Origin of the sequence: Bradyrhizobium lablabi, from assembly GCF_001440475.1 — a bacterium.
Lineage (GTDB): Bacteria > Pseudomonadota > Alphaproteobacteria > Rhizobiales > Xanthobacteraceae > Bradyrhizobium > Bradyrhizobium lablabi.
Genome location: NZ_LLYB01000052.1, coordinates 17,390 through 33,524, shown reverse-complemented (window position 1 = coordinate 33,524; position 16,135 = coordinate 17,390). Strand labels below are relative to the sequence as shown.

The following is a 16,135-nucleotide window of genomic DNA, read 5'->3' as shown; positions in this document are numbered from 1 at the left end:
GGGCAACCGTGGAGTGAATGTCATGCAACAGGCAATTCTCGGAAAAGCAGCCCTCGCGGTCTCCGTCTTCGCATGCGCGACCATGCTCTCATTTGGCTGGAGTGAACAAAGGGGCGTTTCGCTGTCCATCGAACGCGCGCAGGCGCAGATGGTTGACCCGTCGACCCCGGCCATCACCACCCGCCGGTCGGCGCGGCGGGTTGGCCGCGCGACGGCGATGGGCGCCGGTGCTGTCGCAGCCGGTGCTGTCGCCGCCGGAGCGACCGCTGCGTATTATGCCGGCGGCGGCCCCTACGCCTATTACGGCGGCCCGGGCGCATATGGCGGTCCCGGCTATTACGGCGGCCCCGGCGTATGGAGCCAGGACTACGCGGCACGCAATGGCATCATCTGCCAGCCCGGCACCCTGGTCCGCCTGGAAGACGGCCTGATGCACAGGTGCCAATAAGGTAGCCAAATGGGAAGGGCGGCCGAAGGACCGCCCTTCTCCTGCGCTCCAGTCCGGTGTGCAAGCGGCGACGCCTCAAAGCCCGTCGATGAATCGTTGCAGGGCGGCATTGATCGCCTCGGGCGCCTCCTGCTGACCCAGTGCCCGATGCCCGGCAGGATCGGCGTTCCGGATCATGACGCAGTCGATCGCGTTCATGTCAATTCCTGCGTGACGTTCCGGCTCAGGCCAGCCAGCAACTGGGGAAGCTTCGCCAGGCCCTCGGCGCTGGCATCGTGGAAGCGCTTCAGTGCCGCCAGCTTTTCCGTCTCTTCCGGCCTGACCCGCGCCATCGTGGCGAACAGGCTGTTCAGGCGCGACCGCGCCAGCCACTCCTCGATGTTCGCCTGGGCGCGCCAGCCCATGCGATTCCTGGTCGAGACGGCCAGCATGCGCAGCCAGTCCGTATCGAGAACCGGGTTCGGCACCGGTGTGCACAAGGCGTTCTTCTGCGCATCGTCGGCGAAAGCCGTTTCGATGAAGCCGATCAAGCCTGCGCTGAAAGTCGGTTGGCAGGTTCGTGTCATCTGAATGTTGATACGGCTGCCGTCCCATATCGGAACCGGCGGCTTTCGCGAAATGCCGCTGGCCGAGCAATCGACGATCAGCGAATTCGGCATCAGCGCCACCTCGCCATGATCGAGGACGAGACGATCGGGATAGACGGCCTTCAGATAGCCCTTCCGCACGACATTGCCGATCCGTCTCAGTTGAACCAGTTCAGCTTCAGTGATCGTGGCGCAGCGGTAGATGGTCGGCGTGACCTGCGGGTCGAGGCGCAGCAATTCACCACTTGCCTCCAGCCGTTCGAAGAGATCGGCAATGTCGGCCGCGGCGCTCAGCGCTTCGAACTGCCGGGTGAGGCTTGCGACGAGAGCGAGCAGGAACTCATCGCCCGGCTGGATATTGGCGCGGTTGATGAACCAGGCGTCGCGCGGCATCACCCAGTGGATCCGCGCCGGGTCGACCCCGTGACCCAGCAACCAGAGACAGGCATCGATCCCGGTCTTTCCGGGACCCACCACGACAAAATTCTCCGATCGCGCCGCCATGCCTGGAAGCAGGTTTGGCGGAATGCATTTCACGCCGGGAGCGACCGAAAATCTCGGCTCGCGCGTCGAGGGAATGTCGAATGTCAAATAGGCGCTGTCGACCACGCGCTTGCGAACGGCGACACGATGCCGCCGGCCGGTGAGCAGGGACTCAAACGTGTCGTCCGCCGTGACGTTGCACATCGGAAAAAACTGCACGCGCCCCGAAGGAAGCAGGCGCTGCTGCATGACCTGGTCGAAATAGGCCAGCACCTCCGCGCCGCTCGCCAGCGAATACAGGCCCTCGTTCAGGCCCGCGACATCCAGCCCGGGATGGCTCAACTCCCGCGAACTGACGCCATAAAACCTGGAGGGCTGGTGAAGGCGGACGAAGGGATAGGCGTCGTTCCAATGGCCCCCCGGCTTGTCGCGCCGGTCGACCATGATGATCCGAGCATCGCTGTTCGTCAGCACCTCGTCGGCAAAAGCCATCGCCGCGGCGCCTGCGCCGATCACGAGGTAGTCGGTTTCGTGGCTGTCCATAATCGAACCCCCAAGAACCAATTGTACGCATCAAGTATGGATTGCTTCGCTTCACGCGCAATGACGTGGTGAGAGATGACCTCAGCTTACTTCCCGTAACTCTCCCGCATCTTCGCCTGGATCTTCGCCATGCCCGCGATCCAGCGGTCGTAATTCTCGGTCTTCTTGCGCATGTAGCCGAGCACCTGCGGGTGCGGCAGGATCACGAAGCTTTCCGCTTCCAGCCCCTTCAGCACGTCCTGCGCTACCTGCTCCGGCGAGAGATCGCCATCGCCGGATTGCGGGCCTTTCGGGATCGAGCGCAGCATGTTGGTGTCGACGCCCTGCGGGCACAGGATCGAAACCTTGATGTTGTCTGCCTTGTGCGAGATCGCGAGGTTTTCGGCAAAACCCACGGCCGCGTGCTTGGTGGTCGAATAGGCCGGGCTGCCGACCTGCGACAGCAATCCCGCCGCCGAGATCGTGTTGAGGAAATAGCCGCCGCCGCGGGCCTTCATTCGCGGGATCAGATGCCGCGCAGCATAGACATGGGCCATGACATGGACAGCCCAGCTTCGTGACCAGGGTTCGTCGGAGGTTCCGCCGGCATTGACCGACAGTGGATCGAAGCCGCCGCCGATGCCGGCATTGGAGCAGAACAACGCAATCGGGCCGAATTGATGCTCGGTCTCCTCGATGACGTGAAGGATGTCCTTTTCCTTCCCGACATCGCATTTGAAGGCGGCCCCGCCGATCGGCGTGGCGACGGCCCGCGCGGCGGCAGGATCGATATCGACGACCACCACCTTGGCCGCGCCTTCGCGGTGGAAGGCCTCGCACAACGCCTTGCCGATGCCATTGCCGCCGCCGGTGACAACCACGACTTTGCCGGCCACCTGCATGAGCGCTCTCCCCGTTTATTATGATCCTATGTCAGGATCATCATATCGAGAATAGCCGTATAATGGCAGGCGGCGCCGAGCAAGACGAAGCCATGCCAGATCGCATTCTGGAAGCGCAGCCGCTGCCACGCATGGAAGATCACGCCAAGTGTATAGAGCACGCCGCCCGCCACCACGAAGCCCAGCGCCAGCGGCGGCACCGCCTTCACCACGGCGTCGTATAGCGTAACGCCACTCCAGCCGAGCGCGAGATAGAGCCCGACCGCCAGACGATCGTACCGCCCCGGCACCGACAGCTTCAGCACGATACCGGCGATGGCGACGCACCACACCCCGACGAGCAGCGCGATCGCCAGATAGCTCTCCCGGAGCTGCACGATGAACGGCGTATAGGTGGCGGCGATCAAGAGATAGATCGCCGAATGATCGAAACGGCGCAGCACCCATTTGGCGCGCGACACCGGCCAGAGATTATATACCGCCGACAACGTCAGCATCGCCAGCAGGCCCGCGACGTAAACCGATACCACCGCAATCTCGAACGCGCTGGCATACACCGCGGTCAAGACGATCAAGGCGGTGGCGGCGACAAGCCCGAGCGAGATGCCGACGATATGCACGACGCCATCGGCGATCAGCTCGGCGCGGTCGTAATTCCAGTGCATGGCGTCGGCCGCCGCATGGATCGATGTCGAGGCAAGTTGCTTCAGTCTGAAAATGGTCATGCAAGCCCGCAGAAGCTGGTGAGGGTGCGACAGGATATAGGTCTTCCGAGGTCAACAAACCGTTCAAGCCACAGGCCCGAACGCCGCCATCATCCGTCGACGGGGCACACCAACGCGCGCCCGACAACAAGTTCCGGCAGAACACCACGTACCCCATCGCCGTGGCATTTTCGTGCTGCCGCGGACGACCGCTATCCTGAGGGATCCAGTCGTCCGGCGATCACAAGAGCTTGATTTTACCTCTGCAATCGCCACCTTCCTGAGCATCGCCCACCAGAGTCTTTGCACCGAGCCCCCCACCCGCATGCCTCCCAGTTTTTCAGATATCGTCGAGGAAGCGCGCCTGTCGGCGCGGGCGCTGCTGGACTACGGCGACAGCTTTTTCAATCCCACCGTGCGACTCGGCGTCACCGGCCTGTCGCGCGCCGGCAAGACCGTGTTCATCACGGCGCTGATCCATGGCCTGACCCGCGGCGGCAGGTTTCCGGTGTTCGAGCCCTATGCCACGGGCCGGATCGCCCAGGCCCGGCTGGAGCCACAGCCGGACGACGCGGTGCCGCGCTTCGCCTATGAGAGCCACGTCCGCACCCTGATCGAGGAGCGGCGCTGGCCAAACTCGACTGTCGACATCTCCGAATTGCGCCTGGTCATCGACTACCAGCGGCAGAACGGCGCAGACCGCACGCTGACCATCGACATCGTCGATTATCCCGGCGAATGGCTGCTCGACCTGCCGCTGCTCAACAGGAGCTTTGAGCAATGGTCGGCCGAGAGCCTCGCGCTGTCGCGCGAGGGCCCGCGCGCAAAACTCGCCGCGCCCTGGCATGAGCACCTGAAGACACTTGACGCGCAGGGCCGCGAGGACGAACAGGCGACGCTCGCCGCGGCAAAACTGTTCACCGATTATTTGCGCGCCTGCCGCGACGAACGCTTTGCGATGAGCCTGCTTCCGCCCGGACGTTTCCTGATGCCAGGCAACCTCGCCGGCTCGCCGGCGCTGACGTTTGCGCCGCTCGATGTGGCCATCGACGGCACCGCGCCCGACGGCTCGCTGTGGGCGATGATGCGGCGGCGCTATGAGGCCTACAAGGACGTCGTGGTGCGCCCGTTCTTCCGCGATCATTTTGCCCGGCTCGACCGCCAGATCGTGCTGGTCGATGCGCTCGCCGCCTTCAACGCCGGCCCCGAAGCGCTGCACGATCTCGAAGCGGCGCTGGCCGGCATTCTCGATTGCTTCCGCATCGGCCGCAGCACGATCCTGAGCAGCCTGTTTCGTCCGCGGATCGATCGCATCCTGTTTGCCGCCACCAAGGCCGATCACCTGCACCACTCCAGCCACGACCGATTGGAAGCCGTCTTGCGGCGCGCCGTCGCCAAGGCCGCCGACCGCGCCGAATACGCAGGAGCTGCCATCGACGTCGTCGCGCTCGCCGCGGTGCGCGCCACGCGCGAGGCGACGGTCGCGCGCGGCCGGGAGAAGCTGCCGTCGATCCTCGGCACGCCCGCGCCTGGTGAGACCGCCAATGGCGATACGTTCGACGGCGAGACCGAAGTGGCGACCTTTCCGGGCGACCTGCCCGCCGATCCCGAACAGCTGTTCAACGGCGGCTTTCGCGGCCTCTCCAGCATGCCGCACGACAACGCCGATTTCCGCTTCCTGCGCTTCCGGCCGCCGCTGCTGGAACGCAACGCCAAGGAAGAGCCCGCGCTGCCTCACATCCGCCTCGACCGCGCCCTTCAGTTCCTGATCGGAGACCGACTGCAATGAGCGAGAAGACGCCCCATCGGCGGCCGGCGACGTTCAAGCTCGGCGATCCCGGCGTCGTCGTGATCGATCCGGACGAAACCGGCCGCCCTGCCCGCGGCACGGTGCAGATCACGCCCGAGGCGGATCCCGCGCTGCTGCCCGTGCCGATCGATGCGCCCCGTGTCCCGGTGCGCCGCGGCTTTCGCTGGGGCGCGCTGTTCTGGTCGGCGGTCGGCGGCCTGGTGCTGCTCGGCACCGGGCTCGGCGTCGTCAACCTGATCGAGGATCTGTTCGCGCGCAGCCAGACGCTTGGTTACGTCGCGCTGGCATTTGCAGTGGCCGCAGGGCTGGCGCTGGCCGTCGTCATCGGCCGCGAAGCGTTCGGACTGGCGCGGCTGGCGGCGATCGAAAAATTGCATCTCCGCGCCACGGAGGTGCTGCGCAGCGACGACCGCGCCGAGAGCCGCGCCGTTGTCAACGACCTGCTCAAGCTCGCGCATCAGAACCCGCAACTGGCGCGCGCCCGCGCCACGCTTGTCAGCCATGCCGACGACATCATCGACGGCGCCGACATGATCAAGCTGGCCGAGCGCGAATTGATGGCGCCGCTGGATGAGGAAGCGCGGCGGCTGGTTTCGACTGCCGCGCAACGCGTCTCGGTCGTCACTGCCGTGAGCCCTCGCGCCCTGATCGACGTGCTGTTCGTGTTCGTCGCCGCGATGCGCTTGATCCGGCAACTGGCGCGGCTCTATGGCGGCCGTCCGGGCACGCTCGGCATGATCAGCCTGTTGCGCCACGTCATCGGCCATCTCGCCATCACCGGCGGCATGGCGGTCGGCGACAGCCTGGTGCAGCAGGTGCTCGGCCACGGCATCGCCGCCAAGCTCTCGCAGCGGCTCGGCGAAGGCGTGCTCAACGGCCTGCTCACGGCAAGGCTGGGGCTAGCAGCGATCGACGTGACGCGCCCGCTGCCGTTCACCGCGCTGCCGCGCCCCGCGCTCTCCGATCTCGCCAAGGATTTGCTCAGCAAGCGCGACGAAGAGACGACGTGAGGTTCGATTCGCTGGGAGCGTGGTGCTGGTCTCGCGCCAGCGGTTGAGCGCCGTTGGCTGGTGATGCACGAATTAAGTGTCGGCTTGCGCACGTCCTGACTCTATACACTCGGTCAAAGCTTGATCTGCCGCGAGCCTCGCACCTCGGTCGTCATGCAACTCGTCCAGTTTTTTCAAGTACGCGACTGCCGCGACTTGCAAGAGACCGAAATCATACTGGCCGATGTCACGAAGATTGGTGACGTAGCGATAGAGGGCGGAACGCCTGCTATCGTTCTCGCTGATGCTGCTGTGTCGGAGCAAGTAGTTCCGCCAGGCGAACGCACATGCGCCTTCTATGGCCCGAGAAGTCATGGGCACCTCCCAATGGTCAGAGAAAGACTGACGAGCCGTTTCGTTCCGCGAATTTCTCCGGTGTAATGCTGTTCCGTAGCTGCGCTGCAAGGTGTTTGCGCGTGGGCGATGTCGGTGCTGCGGTCGGCGACGTCGATGATGCAATCGGTTACCAGTTTGGCTGTTCCCCAGGGTAGATCTGCTGAGCAAGCGCGACGACGAGGCATGAACTCCTTCTGTAGGTGGGCAAAGGCGCATAGCGCCGTGCCCACCATCTATCACAGCGCACGCCTCGCGATGCTGGGCACGCTTGCGCTTCTTCCAACCCTACGAAGCGCGGGCTGACATATCCGATTTCGCCTAGCGCTTCACGCAATAGGACGACCGTGGTTGCGCCGCCAACGCGGCCTTCTGCTCGAAAGGCGCGTAACTGGTGTCGTAGCGCGGACACGCCAGAGCGGCACCTTGGGCGATGATCGCTCGATTGATGTCGGAGCCGTCGGCTGTGGTGCAATAGCCGACCTCGCGGCCATCGGTCTTTTCGCCGGTCAAGCGACAGGTCACCGTCCCGGAGACGAGCGTGGCCATCACGCGCCGGGCGTTCTCGCCGCGCGGTGTCCCCAATTCGGCGGCATCGACGCCTTTCAGGCGCACTCTCGTCCCCGCGACGACGACGGTGTCCCCGTCGACCACACGGGCGGGACCGCTGATGGTTGTCTTGGGGGTCACGGCATCGGGGTTCGCCAAATGCCGCTGGACCTCGCGAGCGACGTAAAACACCGCGACCAAAACGATTGCGATCATGGAGAGGCGATTGAGGAAGCCGCCGCCCGAAGGCCGCCGTTCGCTCCCGGTTCGCAGTCCGAGGACACGGAGCAGGCGCAGGCACATAAAGACCGCAAGCGCCGCGAAGATGATCGTGTAAATATCCACGTCACCATCCAATAGAAAAGACAAGACGGTGACCGGCACCAAACCAGACCCGAGCCTTCTTGTCTTCTGCCGCCATTCATTCGTTCATCGTCGCCACGGCTGCAGAATGCATCACCATTACCCCGACCGCCACGACAAACAGCACATCGAGCACACCGTGCACGTCTGACGCGAGAGCGGACAATTCGGAGCCGCCGCTTTCGGCCATTAGCGGAAGTCGCACTTTCGACTGGTTATTCGTGCAGTCGCAGCGAGGAGCCCACTTGCCACGGTGGTGCATAGGTTGGTCGGGTTGAAATCAATGGGGTAGCCGAGTAGCGAGAATCCGCCTTGGCCCGGAAACCGCAGAGAAGAGTTAGCCACTCTGTCCGTGCGCTATGCCTTCCGCAGCGTCCACACGTTTCAAAACCATGAAATGGTCGAGTACAGGTTGCCGCCGGCCTGCTTATTCAAACCTGTCTTGGCCGCGCATTCACTTTTTCTCCGTTTGTGATACCTTGTGTAGTATCAAACTCTCCGGGGACCGAGAACTGAGCGGGGAGCGCCATGAAAGGCGTCACCGAGTGGCTCAAGTCAATCGGCCTGTCGGAGTACGCCCAGCGCTTCGGCGAAAACGGCATTGACCTCTCCGTCCTCCGCGACCTGACGGAGCAAGACCTCAAGGAGCTGGGCGTCCTTTTAGGTCATCGCCGCAAGCTGCTGCGCGCGATAGCGCAGCTTGAGGACGCAGGCAGACCTAAACCGGCGGAAGCAGCGACCGAGCCGAAGCGACCGGATGAAGGCGAGCGACGCCACCTCACAGTGATGTTTTGCGATTTGGTTCGTTCCACAGCCGCGGCGCGGTTGGATCCGGAGGACATGCACGCGCTGATTGGCGCGTATCACAGCTGCATCGCGGAAGTCATAGGTCGCTATAACGGGCAGATTGCCCGCTATATGAGCGAGGGTGCGTTGGTCTATTTCGGCTTCCCCCAAGCACATGAGGATGATGCTGAACTGGCTGTGCGCGCCGCGCTCGCACTCATTGATGCCGTAGCGGGTATCCGTAACGTCGCCGAGACGCTGCAGATCCGCATCGGCATTGCGACAGGCACTGTGGTCATCGCCGAGCTTCTGATTGAGAAAATACTGGCGGAGCAAGAGGTCGTCGGCGAGACGCCAAACCTTGCCGCGCGCCTGCAAGCGATGGCGGAGCCAGGGACCGTGCTGATCTGCGCGAGCACGCGCCGGCTCACCGAGGGAAAGTTTTATTACAGCGACCTCGGCCCCGTCGTGCTGAAAGGCTGGACGAAGCCGTTCCAAGTCTATCAGGTGCTGGGAACGAGCGGCGTGGAGAGCCGCTTCGAGGCGATGCACGCTGCCAAGCTGCCGCCCCTGTTCGGGCGCGAGGAGGAAATAGAGCTACTGTTACGTCGCTGGCGACAGGTCACACTGGAAGGGGGGCGAGCGGTGACCCTTACAGGAGAGCCGGGTATTGGCAAGTCACACATCGCGTTGGCGCTTAATGAGCGGATCCAGGGTGAATCACACATTACCTTGCGCTATTTTTGTTCTGAGCATCATACCCACAGCGCATTGTTCCCATTCATCACCCAGCTCGAACGTGTTTCCGGGTTCGAGCGCGGCGATTCACCGCAGGAGAGGCTGTCCAAGCTCGGCGCGCTACTGGCGCAATCCACACACAATTCCGAACACCTGGCGGTTCTGGCCGACTTGCTGGCGCTACGGGTCGATGATCATCACCGAATGCGGGACATCACTCCGCAAAAGCGCAAAGAGAAAACCTTCGCGGCATTGCTGGCCCAGCTCGATGGGTTAGCGGCCCAGCAGCCGGTGTTTCTCATATTCGAAGATGTACACTGGATTGACCCAACCTCGCTCGAGCTCCTTGCAGCCGCTGTGGAGCAAGTGCCGCAGCTTCGGGCACTGATGCTGATCACGGCCAGGCCAGAATTCACTCCCCCATGGCCGAGTTATCCGCACACCACGACAATCCCGCTCACCCGCCTTGACCGACGCGACGGCGCGGCGCTGGTCCTGCGGGTAACCGGAGGCAAGACGCTTCCCGAGGAGGTAATGAAGCACATTCTCGCGCACACCGACGGGGTGCCTCTCTTCATTGAGGAACTGACGAAGATGGTGATCGAAGGCGGGTTGTTGCGAGAGCGTGACCACGAATACGTTCTTGACGGTCCTCTACCTTCGTTCGCGATCCCGACCACCTTGCAGGCTTCGCTGATGGCTCGCCTTGACCGGCTGTCACCGGTGCGGGATGTGGCCCAGATCAGCGCCGTCGCGGGCCGCGAATTTCATTACGAGCTTGTGAGTGCCGTCGCCGGGCTGCCGAAGCAGAAATTGGACGAGGCGTTCGACCAATTGGTGCGCTCGGAACTGGTGTTCTGCCGGGGAGAAATTCCAAACTCGGTATACACGTTCAAGCACGCGTTGGTGCGGGATGCGGCGTATGCCGGGCTGCTAAAGAGCCGGCGCGTGCATCTACACGCCGCTATCGCGAGGGGGCTCGAGCAGAAATTTCCTGAAGTCGTGCAAACTCAGCCTGAGATAATTGCCTACCACTACACTCAAGCGAAAAACTACGAAAGGGCCCTGCACTATTGGTACGAAGCCGGCAAACAATCTGCGGCCCGTTCGGCGCACAACGAAGCGATCGGTCATCTGAAACAAGGGCTGAATCAGATTCCCAACATCGACGAACCGACGCTGCGAAACAAATCGGAGTTGCTGCTCCAAATCTCTCTCGGCAACTCCCTTCGGGCGATCACGGGCTGGAGCACTGACAGTGTGAAGCATGTGTACACGCGGGCGATTCAACTGTGCCAGGAGAGCGGGCTTGACGAACATATCTTGCCTGCGGCGTTTGGCCTGTGGAGCTGGAATTTCGTTCGTGCTTCGCTTGGCGAGGCTCAAGTCCTTGCCGAACATTTGCTGAAGAGCGCTGAGGGCGCCGGCAACTCGGTTTATGATGTTCTTGGCCATGAAGCCTTGGGGTTTACCTTGTTCGCACAAGGGAAATTTGCCGCGGCCCACGCGGAGCTGCAACGCAGTATCAGTCTCTGCGACGACTCCAAGGCCGCAGAATATCTTGAACTTTCAGCACAAGATCCGCGAGTTCATGCAAGGTCCTACGACGGCATGGCACTTTGGGTGCTCGGCTATCCAGATCGGGCGTTGCGGCTTTGCGCGGACGCCCGCCGATACGCAGACGCATCGCAATATCCTTTCAGTGAGGCCATTGCACGAACGGTAGGCCTTCGCGTGCACCAGCTTCGCGGCGATGCTGCAGTCGTTGCCGGTGAGGCTAACGCCGCCATCGCATTCTGCGAGGAGCATGAGTTTGTGCACTATCTGGCCATGGCGTTGATTTTGCGCGGGTGGGCAAGTGCCGACCAGGGTGAGTTTGAGAAAGGTATCGCCGAGATTCAAGAAGGCCTGGAAAAAAAGCGAGCGACCGGGGCCTTGCTGCTGGAGTCGTACTCTTTGGGATTGATGGCGGATGCCTGCATCAAGAACAAGCGTTATGGGCAAGCGCTTGACGCTTTGAAGCAGGCGGAATCAGGACTCAATGGAGAGAACAGCGAACGCTTCTACGCGACCGAAATATATCGTCTGCTTGGCGAAGCGTACCTTAGATCGAACCAAAACCTGGATCAGGCGGAGCATTATTTTTGCAAAGGTCTTGAGGTCGCGCGCGAACAGAAAGCCAAATCGTTTGAACTTAGAGTTTGCCTGAGTTTGTGCGACTTGCATGAGCTGAGACCGGACGCCGACAGATGTCGCTCACAACTTCGCGAAGTTTATGGATCTTTTGGCGAGGGTTTTGACACGCAGGATCTCGTGAAGGCCAAGGCAAGACTGGAAAGTTCCTGGTGATGTTCAGGTGCGGACCGCAATCGGTCCAATGGGTCACACGCAGAACTGCCTGAGCGAGCATGTATTGGGAAGGACGAAGATAGTGCGAAGCACTGCTGGGTGAAAGCAGCCATCCGCGGGGCCGATAATGTCTGCGTTGGGTCATTTTCGGACCTCGGCCCGGTCCTGANGCGATGTCGGTTTTCCCCTCGCAACAGACTTGGCCTCATACGAACGTCAGGTNCCGAGAAGGGCCAACTCCGGACTCATGCGCCGCAGAAGAGTGTCGCTATTCGATCACCTCGTGGACATTGGAGAGCTACTCGGGCAACCCCGCTTTGCGAAAACCCTCAATCATCAGCTTCGCATTGATTGATAGCTGGCTCCGAGCGATCCACGCCGATATTGTGAAAGTGGGGTCGAGCTCAAGCATACCGGCTGCCGCTTCACGGGCCTCCGCGTCCCGTCCGAGATGGGCGAAAGCGGATGCGAGGCAGCGGTATGGTCCTGGATAGGAGGGGTTGTGACGCTGGGCTTTCTTCCCGGCCCTGATGGCCTCGTCAAAGCGACGAAGCTCAATAAGGGCAAATCCCATCCCGGTTAAGACTGTATATTGTTGCGGGTCTAACGGGCTCATTCGCACGGCACGTTCAAAGCTCCGGATCGCTTCTTCTGGCTGCCCCGCAATCTTGTAGACCCAACCTCTGCAGTTCCATGCACGATATGAATTTGGGTTGAGAGCAACCGCCCGGTCAGACATCTCGATCTCAGTCTCACAATCGCCGACCAAAAGTGCCGAGATCAACGCAGCAGTTGCTAACGTGTCTGGATCATCATCGTCGAGTTTCAATGCCACGCGCGTAAGCCGGACGGCTTCCTTGCGTTCGAACTGGGGGTCGACGGCATAGCTCCTGACCACATTTTCTGCGTGACAAGCAGCTGCCAGACCAGCGGCAGCAGCAAACCCAGGGTCAAGCTTCAAGGCGCGCTGGACTAGTCGGAGCGCCTCGGCCAACCCTTCGCGGGTCGATCGGAAGGCTCGCTGTAGAGCCCGGAGATAAAGATCATACGCGGTGAGGTCTTCCGGTCGCCGCCGCTTCGCCAGTGCAATTTCTGCTTGAAACAACTTTGGCTGAATAGCTGAGACAACGGCGAGCGTGACTTCGTCCTGCAACGCGAAAATATCCGTCATGTCACGCTCGAACTTTTCCGCCCAGATGTGTGCGCCCGTAGCCACTTCAATCAACTGGCCCGTGATACGAACTTTTCCGGACGCCTTGCGCACCGCCCCCTGAAGGACATAGCGCACGCCAAGTCTGCGCCCGACTTCCTTGATGTCGACGGCTTTGCCCTTGAAGGTGAAACTCGAATTGCGAGCGATCACGAACAACCATTTGAACCGCGAAAGCGCGGTTGTGATTTCCTCAACCATCCCGTCCGCGAAATACTCCTGCTCGGGATCGCCAGACATGTTCGCGAACGGCAGCACGGCGATGGAGGGCCAGTCGGGAACTGCAGGAACGCTCTCGGCCGCATCGCCCGGATTTGGGCTCGCAACTTCTCGCGCCTCCCGCACCTGTCCGACGAAGCGGAAGCCCTTGCGCGGTAGTGTTTTGATGAAGCGCTGTTCCTCGCCGGAATCGCCGATTGCGCCCCGGGCGGCATTCAGGCGGGTTGTCAGCGCCGCGTCAGATACGCTGCGCCCATTCCAAATGGCTTTGATGAGGTCGTCCTTGCTGACAACCCGCTCCCTGTTGCGGATCAGGTAAGCAAGCAGGTCAAAAACCTGCGGTGTGATCGACACCGCATCGGTCCCCCGATGCAGTTCACGCCGTTCGGTGTCGAATGCGTATTCCTCGAAAAGATAGCGCAAGCTGCCATTCCTTCTCGGGGGCGCTTCTGTAGCACCTCTAGCGCACGAAGAATAAGCCGCCGGTAAGGGAAATGTAAGCCACCAGTTAAGCGCACCAAAGCATCTTGCGGCAACTTCAGCCTAGTGAATAGTCCAGACAGGACACCCTAATGAGCACGATCCGCGGGACCACTGAGCTGGGACCTGTAACCGCAAGGCGGCAGGTCTACAGTCCGTTCGAAACGTATTGGAACGCATTTCAGGAGTGGCGCAAACGCCAGAGATTACTGGCCAACTTGTGCGACCTAAGTGACAGGGAGCTAATGGATATCGGTATTACGCGCAGCGAAATCGACTACCTCGCTTCGCATCGAGGTTGTGATCCCCGAGGCGTCCTATCCGGCGAATGAATGTCGATATCTGGCAGCGGTGGACGGTCGGAATGGTCACGACCGGAAGCGTCGTGGCGCAGTTGCTGACTTCCGATATGGGTCAAACTCGGAGTCGCGGCCTCTCCTGCTCCCGGTCCGCTCTGCACTCGAAATCGGACATGGCCAGTTCACTGCCGCCCGTCGGCTTCGGGCCAGGAACAGACCAGATCAAGACGCGGCGGAGTACTTTACTCAACGGCTCAACAAGAACTTGAAAACGGCACCGGTGAACGCCGTCGGATCACGACTCGGCGCATCGTGAACGAGATTCGGAAAGCTCAGGGAGCGAACCACCTGTAAGTATGAGTACTGTTGATAACTGCTAAAGCACGAAGACTGTTAGCCAGCTCACAATCTCTGTCGAGCCGATCAGGTTATCTTGCTTTGAGAATAGCCGCTCGGTGGGCAAAAGGATTAATACGCCTGAACGGTTTCTCGTCCCCTGCGAGCATTGCTTTTGACTGTGGTTGGAGCTTGATAGGGTGTCAGGCCATGAGCCTGTATCCTGGCGACGAAGCACACAGTTGGGAGGTGGCGATGGCGTCGACTGTGATTGGCAAGCAGGCGGTCGTGATCGGCGCCGGCATGGCCGGGCTCACGGCCGCGGGAGCACTGTCCGACCACTTCGATCAGGTAGTTGTGCTGGAGCGCGACACCCTGCCCTCGGAGCCTGCGCACCGCGCGGGAACGCCACAGGCGCGGCACGTGCATGCGCTGCTGCTCAGCGGCCAGCGCGCCCTCAGCGAGCTGTTCCCGGGGTTCGAACAGGATCTCGTGCGGGCGGGAGCCGTGCCACTCAGGGCTGGTCTCGATGTTCGCGTTGAACGCCCGGGCTACGATCCATTCCCGCAACGCGATCTCGGCTGGCTCGTTTACGCGGCGTCACGGCCGACAATCGAGCGCGCCGTGCGACGGCGGGTGGAAAGCCGCGGAAATATCACGCTGTACCAGCGCTGCCGGGTGCTGGAAGTGTTGGCCACGCCAAATGGAGATAAGGTCACCGGCGTGCGCTACGAGAACGGCGACGGCGCGAGCGAAACGATTGCGGCGGATCTGGTTGTCGACGCTTCCGGACGCGGCGCCCTCACTCTCGCTCTGCTGCAATCGATCGGCCGACCACTGCCGGAAGAGACCACAATTGGCATCGACCTCGGCTATGCCACATGCGTCTTTGCCATCCCGGAGGACGCCTCGACTGACTGGAAAGGCGCTATGACCTTCGGCCAGGCGCCCCAGAACAGCCGTGGCGGCCTCATGTTGCCGCTCGAGGGCAACCGCTGGATGGCGACCATTGGTGGGCGCCATGGTGACGGGCCGCCTGGCGACGCGGAGGGTTTCCTGACTTACGCAAAGACGTTGCGGACGCCGACGATCTACAACGCGATCAGCCGCGCCAAGCGACTGGACGGGGTCGCGCGCTACGGCTTCCCTGAGAGTGTGCGGCGTCATTTCGAGCGACTTGACGACTTGCCCCGCGGGCTTTTGCCGATCGGCGACGCAATCTGCCGCTTCAATCCCGTCTACGGCCAAGGCATGAGCGTGGCTGCGCTGGAGGCGTGCCTGCTGCAGAGGCTGCTCGAGAGACTAGGAGAAGACAGCAATCCAATCGCTGCGCTGGGACCTGCTTTCTTCGCCGAGGTGCAGACGTTGATCGAGACGCCATGGTCGGTGGCCATACTCGACTTCGCGTTTCCCGATACAAGGGGGCAACGTCCGGCGGATTTTGAGACCACGCTCAAATTCGGTATCGCCCTGACCCGGCTCGCCGCCGAGGATCCGGCCGTCCACAAGCTGACCATTGAGGTCCAACATCTATTGAAACCGCGCAGCGTCTATCGCGATCCCACGCTCGTGCAGCGGGTGCTCGCGAAGATGGCCGAGACGTGACCGATGCGGGGAGAGACTGGCGCCGGTACCTGGCTGCGATGGTTATTCGGGCAGCCCGGCTTGCCGCAATCCTTCTTGGTATCGCAAAAGGTCTTCGGCCCGCCTGAAAGGACCCAACACGTCTTTGAGAGTGGAAACACGCAGCGTGGGGTTCAGCAGCCGCAGCCGAGCCACTGCCTTATGAGCTTGCTCCGGCCGCCCGGCCATTGCATTGCTTGCGGCGGCGATCCGTAATCCAGGTTGATAGTCCGGGTTGTCCTGCAATGCCATTGCCGCCCACGATGCCGCTTCGTCATAGCGGTCCAGGAAGAAATGTGCATGCGCGGTCCCGCTTGGCGTTCTTAACGGCGGATCAAGTGGGCA

The 16,135-nt window shown here is 61.8% G+C and carries 13 protein-coding genes and 1 pseudogene; 6 read left to right on the top strand and 8 right to left on the bottom strand.

Annotation, left to right across the window (positions count from 1 at the left end):
- The first annotated feature begins 22 nt into the window (after positions 1-22).
- The gene (locus CQ14_RS08810) at positions 23-448 is read left to right on the top strand and encodes a hypothetical protein (RefSeq protein ID WP_057857518.1); all 426 of its coding nucleotides are present in this window, start codon (positions 23-25) and stop codon (positions 446-448) included.
- A 75-nt stretch (positions 449-523) separates the two neighbouring features.
- Here CQ14_RS08810 and CQ14_RS47575 read toward each other — a convergent pair whose 3' ends face one another.
- From CQ14_RS47575 to trhA, 4 genes are all read right to left on the bottom strand, one after another.
- Positions 524-646 carry a hypothetical protein gene (locus CQ14_RS47575; protein ID WP_283807212.1) on the bottom strand — a complete coding sequence of 41 codons (123 nt, stop codon included), beginning with the start codon at positions 644-646 and terminating at the stop codon, positions 524-526.
- Positions 643-2,061 carry a hypothetical protein gene (locus CQ14_RS08805; RefSeq protein WP_057857517.1) on the bottom strand — a complete coding sequence of 473 codons (1,419 nt, stop codon included), beginning with the start codon at positions 2,059-2,061 and terminating at the stop codon, positions 643-645. Before CQ14_RS08805 ends, CQ14_RS47575 begins: the two co-directional genes overlap by 4 nt.
- Positions 2,062-2,147: 86 nt before the next feature.
- Positions 2,148-2,942 (bottom strand): SDR family oxidoreductase, encoded by a 795-nt coding sequence (locus tag CQ14_RS08800; protein ID WP_057857516.1) that lies wholly within the window; start codon positions 2,940-2,942, stop codon positions 2,148-2,150.
- A gap of 26 nt (positions 2,943-2,968) precedes the next feature.
- Positions 2,969-3,667: a PAQR family membrane homeostasis protein TrhA gene (gene trhA / locus CQ14_RS08795; protein ID WP_057857515.1), complete on the bottom strand. Its 699-nt coding sequence runs from the start codon at positions 3,665-3,667 to the stop codon at positions 2,969-2,971.
- 304 nt (positions 3,668-3,971) lie between these two features.
- Here trhA and CQ14_RS08790 point away from each other — a divergent pair, with 304 nt between their 5' ends.
- Both CQ14_RS08790 and CQ14_RS08785 read left to right on the top strand, forming a co-directional pair.
- Positions 3,972-5,435 (top strand): YcjX family GTP-binding protein, encoded by a 1,464-nt coding sequence (locus tag CQ14_RS08790; protein WP_057857514.1) that lies wholly within the window; start codon positions 3,972-3,974, stop codon positions 5,433-5,435.
- Positions 5,432-6,466 carry a YcjF family protein gene (locus CQ14_RS08785; protein WP_057857513.1) on the top strand — a complete coding sequence of 345 codons (1,035 nt, stop codon included), beginning with the start codon at positions 5,432-5,434 and terminating at the stop codon, positions 6,464-6,466. Before CQ14_RS08790 ends, CQ14_RS08785 begins: the two co-directional genes overlap by 4 nt.
- Before the next feature lie 693 nt (positions 6,467-7,159).
- On the opposite strand, the gene CQ14_RS08775 is transcribed toward CQ14_RS08785, so the two are convergent.
- Complete coding sequence (locus CQ14_RS08775; RefSeq protein ID WP_156434789.1) at positions 7,160-7,771, bottom strand: thermonuclease family protein; 612 nt, start codon at positions 7,769-7,771, stop codon at positions 7,160-7,162.
- A gap of 37 nt (positions 7,772-7,808) precedes the next feature.
- Positions 7,809-7,940, bottom strand: a complete 132-nt coding sequence (locus tag CQ14_RS47570) for a hypothetical protein (RefSeq protein ID WP_283807211.1) — start codon at positions 7,938-7,940, stop codon at positions 7,809-7,811.
- 338 nt (positions 7,941-8,278) lie between these two features.
- Here CQ14_RS47570 and CQ14_RS08770 point away from each other — a divergent pair, with 338 nt between their 5' ends.
- Positions 8,279-11,623: an adenylate/guanylate cyclase domain-containing protein gene (locus tag CQ14_RS08770; protein ID WP_057857510.1), complete on the top strand. Its 3,345-nt coding sequence runs from the start codon at positions 8,279-8,281 to the stop codon at positions 11,621-11,623.
- 298 nt (positions 11,624-11,921) lie between these two features.
- Here CQ14_RS08770 and CQ14_RS08765 read toward each other — a convergent pair whose 3' ends face one another.
- Positions 11,922-13,475: a winged helix-turn-helix domain-containing tetratricopeptide repeat protein gene (locus CQ14_RS08765; RefSeq protein ID WP_057857509.1), complete on the bottom strand. Its 1,554-nt coding sequence runs from the start codon at positions 13,473-13,475 to the stop codon at positions 11,922-11,924.
- 149 nt (positions 13,476-13,624) lie between these two features.
- Here CQ14_RS08765 and CQ14_RS47565 point away from each other — a divergent pair, with 149 nt between their 5' ends.
- Both CQ14_RS47565 and CQ14_RS08760 read left to right on the top strand, forming a co-directional pair.
- A complete protein-coding gene (locus tag CQ14_RS47565) occupies positions 13,625-13,864 on the top strand; it encodes a DUF1127 domain-containing protein (RefSeq protein WP_082649780.1) in 240 nt (79 codons plus the stop codon).
- A 513-nt stretch (positions 13,865-14,377) separates the two neighbouring features.
- Positions 14,378-15,772: an FAD-dependent oxidoreductase gene (locus CQ14_RS08760; RefSeq protein ID WP_082649779.1), complete on the top strand. Its 1,395-nt coding sequence runs from the start codon at positions 14,378-14,380 to the stop codon at positions 15,770-15,772.
- 42 nt (positions 15,773-15,814) lie between these two features.
- Here CQ14_RS08760 and CQ14_RS45965 read toward each other — a convergent pair.
- Positions 15,815-16,135, bottom strand: a pseudogene (locus CQ14_RS45965) (winged helix-turn-helix domain-containing tetratricopeptide repeat protein); the annotation flags it as partial.

What these genes read in the sequence shown, in the direction of transcription:
- trhA (WP_057857515.1), bottom strand. Translation starts at nt 3,667, where the DNA reads ATGACCATTTTCAGACTGAAGCAACTTGCCTCGACATCGATCCATGCG.
- CQ14_RS08770 (WP_057857510.1), top strand. Translation starts at nt 8,279, where the DNA reads ATGAAAGGCGTCACCGAGTGGCTCAAGTCAATCGGCCTGTCGGAGTAC.
- CQ14_RS08805 (WP_057857517.1), bottom strand. Translation starts at nt 2,061, where the DNA reads ATGGACAGCCACGAAACCGACTACCTCGTGATCGGCGCAGGCGCCGCG.
- CQ14_RS47575 (WP_283807212.1), bottom strand. Translation starts at nt 646, where the DNA reads ATGAACGCGATCGACTGCGTCATGATCCGGAACGCCGATCCTGCCGGG.
- CQ14_RS08760 (WP_082649779.1), top strand. Translation starts at nt 14,378, where the DNA reads ATGAGCCTGTATCCTGGCGACGAAGCACACAGTTGGGAGGTGGCGATG.
- CQ14_RS08800 (WP_057857516.1), bottom strand. Translation starts at nt 2,942, where the DNA reads ATGCAGGTGGCCGGCAAAGTCGTGGTTGTCACCGGCGGCGGCAATGGC.
- CQ14_RS47565 (WP_082649780.1), top strand. Translation starts at nt 13,625, where the DNA reads ATGAGCACGATCCGCGGGACCACTGAGCTGGGACCTGTAACCGCAAGG.
- CQ14_RS08785 (WP_057857513.1), top strand. Translation starts at nt 5,432, where the DNA reads ATGAGCGAGAAGACGCCCCATCGGCGGCCGGCGACGTTCAAGCTCGGC.
- CQ14_RS08790 (WP_057857514.1), top strand. Translation starts at nt 3,972, where the DNA reads ATGCCTCCCAGTTTTTCAGATATCGTCGAGGAAGCGCGCCTGTCGGCG.
- CQ14_RS08810 (WP_057857518.1), top strand. Translation starts at nt 23, where the DNA reads ATGCAACAGGCAATTCTCGGAAAAGCAGCCCTCGCGGTCTCCGTCTTC.
- CQ14_RS47570 (WP_283807211.1), bottom strand. Translation starts at nt 7,940, where the DNA reads ATGGCCGAAAGCGGCGGCTCCGAATTGTCCGCTCTCGCGTCAGACGTG.